The 1,921-nt window shown below is 57.6% G+C and carries 1 rRNA gene; it reads left to right on the forward strand.

Annotation, left to right across the window (positions count from 1 at the left end):
• Nucleotides 1–369 precede the first annotated feature (369 nt).
• Nucleotides 370–1,890: ribosomal RNA gene (locus Q0840_RS18935) — 16S ribosomal RNA — on the forward strand.
• Nucleotides 1,891–1,921 lie beyond the last annotated feature (31 nt).

Consider the following 1,921-nt stretch of genomic DNA (forward strand, 5'->3'; position numbering starts at 1 on the left):
GGGGGTGGAATCGGTGGCTTGGCTGGGTGGTTGACGGTGGGGTGCTGGTTCGGGTAAGTTTGAGCGGTTGCCTCTTGGCGGGTCGGTTTCGGCTTTGCGGGATGCGCGTCCGGTCCTTGAGAACTCAACAGTGTGCCATGTAGTCGATGCCATTTTGGCCTGTCGTGTGCTTGTGTCTGTCGCCGTTGTGGTGGTGGGTGTGGGTGTGTGGTGGGTCTGATGTGGTCATCGAAGTGCTATGCCTGCTTTTGTGGTGGGTGTGGTTGTTTTGTTGGTCAGATCATTTGTGGACTGCGGCCTAGCCGGTTGTGGTTCGTTTCGTGTGTCGGTTGCCTTCATCGTTTCGGTGGTGGGGGTGCCATGTTGACATTTACGGAGAGTTTGATTCTGGCTCAGGACGAACGCTGGCGGCGTGCTTAACACATGCAAGTCGAACGGTGATCCAGGGCTTGCTCTGGTGATCAGTGGCGAACGGGTGAGTAACACGTGAGTAACCTGCCCCTGACTCTGGGATAACTGCTGGAAACGGTGGCTAATACCGGATATGAGATCTTGCCGCATGGTGGGGTTTGGAAAGTTTTTCGGTCAGGGATGGACTCGCGGCCTATCAGCTTGTTGGTGGGGTGATGGCCTACCAAGGCGACGACGGGTAGCCGGCCTGAGAGGGCGACCGGCCACACTGGGACTGAGACACGGCCCAGACTCCTACGGGAGGCAGCAGTGGGGAATATTGCACAATGGGCGAAAGCCTGATGCAGCGACGCCGCGTGAGGGATGAAGGCCTTCGGGTTGTAAACCTCTTTCAGCAGGGAAGAAGCGCAAGTGACGGTACCTGCAGAAGAAGCGCCGGCTAACTACGTGCCAGCAGCCGCGGTAATACGTAGGGCGCAAGCGTTGTCCGGAATTATTGGGCGTAAAGAGCTCGTAGGCGGTTTGTCGCGTCTGCTGTGAAAACCTAAGGCTCAACCTTGGGCTTGCAGTGGGTACGGGCAGACTAGAGTGCGGTAGGGGTGACTGGAATTCCTGGTGTAGCGGTGGAATGCGCAGATATCAGGAGGAACACCGATGGCGAAGGCAGGTCACTGGGCCGCAACTGACGCTGAGGAGCGAAAGCATGGGGAGCGAACAGGATTAGATACCCTGGTAGTCCATGCCGTAAACGTTGGGCACTAGGTGTGGGGCTCATTCCACGAGTTCCGTGCCGCAGCAAACGCATTAAGTGCCCCGCCTGGGGAGTACGGCCGCAAGGCTAAAACTCAAAGAAATTGACGGGGGCCCGCACAAGCGGCGGAGCATGCGGATTAATTCGATGCAACGCGAAGAACCTTACCAAGGCTTGACATACACCGGAAAAGTGCAGAGATGTGCTCCCCGCAAGGTCGGTGTACAGGTGGTGCATGGTTGTCGTCAGCTCGTGTCGTGAGATGTTGGGTTAAGTCCCGCAACGAGCGCAACCCTCGTCCCATGTTGCCAGCGGGTTATGCCGGGGACTCATGGGAGACTGCCGGGGTCAACTCGGAGGAAGGTGGGGATGACGTCAAATCATCATGCCCCTTATGTCTTGGGCTTCACGCATGCTACAATGGCCGGTACAAAGGGCTGCGATACCGCGAGGTGGAGCGAATCCCAAAAAGCCGGTCTCAGTTCGGATTGGGGTCTGCAACTCGACCCCATGAAGTCGGAGTCGCTAGTAATCGCAGATCAGCAACGCTGCGGTGAATACGTTCCCGGGCCTTGTACACACCGCCCGTCAAGTCACGAAAGTCGGTAACACCCGAAGCCGGTGGCCCAACCCCTTGTGGGAGGGAGCTGTCGAAGGTGGGACTGGCGATTGGGACTAAGTCGTAACAAGGTAGCCGTACCGGAAGGTGCGGCTGGATCACCTCCTTTCTAAGGAGCTCTTACATGCTTGCCTGGCTCC

It is taken from the genome of uncultured Cellulomonas sp. (assembly GCF_947494015.1).
Classification (GTDB): Bacteria; Actinomycetota; Actinomycetes; order Actinomycetales; family Cellulomonadaceae; genus Pengzhenrongella.